The sequence below is a fragment of the Photorhabdus hindustanensis genome (assembly GCF_002968995.1).
In the GTDB taxonomy this organism is placed as follows: Bacteria; Pseudomonadota; Gammaproteobacteria; order Enterobacterales; family Enterobacteriaceae; genus Photorhabdus; species Photorhabdus akhurstii.
Map to the genome: position 1 here is coordinate 1 of NZ_PUWT01000146.1, position 1631 is coordinate 1631.

Annotated in this window: 5 protein-coding genes; all 5 read right to left on the reverse strand. The window is 42.7% G+C overall.

Translation table 11 applies throughout. The features are described 5' to 3' along the window. Nucleotide 1 precedes the first annotated feature (1 nt). Nucleotides 2-223 (reverse strand): hypothetical protein, encoded by a 222-nt coding sequence (locus C6H66_RS24675; RefSeq protein ID WP_105397028.1) that lies wholly within the window; start codon nt 221-223, stop codon nt 2-4. Between the two features lie 157 nt (nt 224-380). Continuing rightward, complete coding sequence (locus C6H66_RS24680) at nt 381-575, reverse strand: hypothetical protein (protein WP_105397029.1); 195 nt, start codon at nt 573-575, stop codon at nt 381-383. 9 nt (nt 576-584) lie between these two features. After that, a complete protein-coding gene (locus C6H66_RS24685; RefSeq protein WP_105397030.1) occupies nt 585-923 on the reverse strand; it encodes a hypothetical protein in 339 nt (112 codons plus the stop codon). Nucleotides 924-940: 17 nt separating this feature from the next. Continuing rightward, entirely contained in the window at nt 941-1156 is a 216-nt protein-coding gene (locus C6H66_RS24690; RefSeq protein ID WP_105397031.1) for a hypothetical protein, read from the reverse strand. Next, nucleotides 1131-1631, reverse strand: a 501-nt coding sequence (locus tag C6H66_RS24695; protein ID WP_248000822.1) for a Rha family transcriptional regulator, incomplete at its 5' end; no start/stop codon positions are given. The genes C6H66_RS24690 and C6H66_RS24695, both read right to left, overlap by 26 nt.

The following is a 1631-nucleotide window of genomic DNA, read 5'->3' on the forward strand; positions in this document are numbered from 1 at the left end:
TTTACTGATTATGATCATCTTCTTTATCAAGCATAATCGCCGCAACTGGTAGACAAGACTCTTCGCTTTCCAAGGCCACAAATGCTTTTCTTACATTGTGGCCTAGAAATCTAATCACATTAGGATCTAAACCAAGTTCATGTTGATATTTCATTCTCAGCATATCTGCTAATACTTCACGTGCTGCGACTTGTGACTCGATTGTTAAGTCTTCAAATTTCATTTTAAACCCTCGTTGAACTCTTTCCATTTCAGAAACAGTTGTAATCAGAACTTTCTACTTTTCAGTCTGATAAATCCCCGGCATTTTAAATACCACGCCGGATTGAATCACTACTATCGAGCACTCTATTAGCAGAATGCTCTGAATTAGTCACTCTTTAATCAGTGTGTGAAAGCTCATACTCATCAAACCAGGCGTCTCTTGCACGGCCATCCGCAGCTTGGTAGTGGATCAAATACTGGCTAGCGCTATGAATATATTCAGCACGGGCTTTGATATGCCCTTTTTCACCGCTGATAATAACTTGTACGGCCTGACCTAATTTATATTTGAAAACCTGTAATTTGCTCATACCTACCTCTTAATATTTTAGTAACTTCTCTTGCTTACCCTGAAACTCAACTTTTGCCATTGCGCCTATCGCATAGATAGCCCCCAGAACAAACCAGCCCTGATATACAACGAAAATGACAAAAGCTGTGTCAGTCAGTAAATCGTAATATCGGAATGCTGTCGGAACGTGCTTGTACTCTTTAACGAGCGTATCTCTGCCAAATAGATAAGCCAGGAACTTAATCACACCAAACAACCAGCCAGCAAAGTAGCCGACATTCACAAAACCTTCGATATTTTGCGTGATACCAATAAACAAAAAGGACGCGATAATTGCGTCCAATGTGATTGAATAGATGTATCTCATTGATTTTTCCGAGGTCCTCACTTTAGGAATGGCTTAACTGAACTGTATTTACTCGCCCACGCTTTCGCAATGTTCAAGCAATCATCGTACATCTTGCCCTTTCTACTTGCCGAAGAACTGCGGCGATAGTGATCGACTGCCTTATCACTTGCCATGCCTGCAATAGATGAAGAAAAGCCGAGTCTGGTTAACTCGGCTTGGATGTTCTTAGCGATGAATTGTTCGTGGTTCATGTGCAACCTCTTTTGCGCCTCCCCCAACCAATCCGAGAGCCATCTGACCAATATCATTGATCATCCTTTCAGCTTTATTGAGAGTAACCAGGTCATCTTGTCGCTTTCTTAGTCTGCGGCCTGCATCAGATGAATCTTCATCAGACGCCCTTTTTGCCAGAACAAGCATGTGTTGCAGTTGCTGGATGGTAAACCCAAATCCAGATTTAACCTCAAGTTCGGTCATGTGATCGAATACTTGCGCTTGCAGCTCATAGCTGTAGCTCATTGCCATCAAACAGGATTCACGCTTGGGGAATCGATAGCATGGCAGCTCACGACCAGTACTGTCTTTGTACTGAGCGGAAAATTTCGCTGAGTGTTCCTCACCCAACACTTTTGGGACTTTCTTGAGAAAATCTTTGTGTTGTAGCCTCTTGTATTTCTTGCATGGAAATGAAAGCCCTTCCGCCTCTGCTTTGGCCTTCCTTTCGGC

Bases quoted from the DNA above. Each gene is read 5' to 3' on its own strand.
- C6H66_RS24675 (WP_105397028.1), bottom strand. From the start codon at position 223: ATGAAATTTGAAGACTTAACAATCGAGTCACAAGTCGCAGCACGTGAA.
- C6H66_RS24680 (WP_105397029.1), bottom strand. From the start codon at position 575: ATGAGCAAATTACAGGTTTTCAAATATAAATTAGGTCAGGCCGTACAA.
- C6H66_RS24685 (WP_105397030.1), bottom strand. From the start codon at position 923: ATGAGATACATCTATTCAATCACATTGGACGCAATTATCGCGTCCTTT.
- C6H66_RS24690 (WP_105397031.1), bottom strand. From the start codon at position 1,156: ATGAACCACGAACAATTCATCGCTAAGAACATCCAAGCCGAGTTAACC.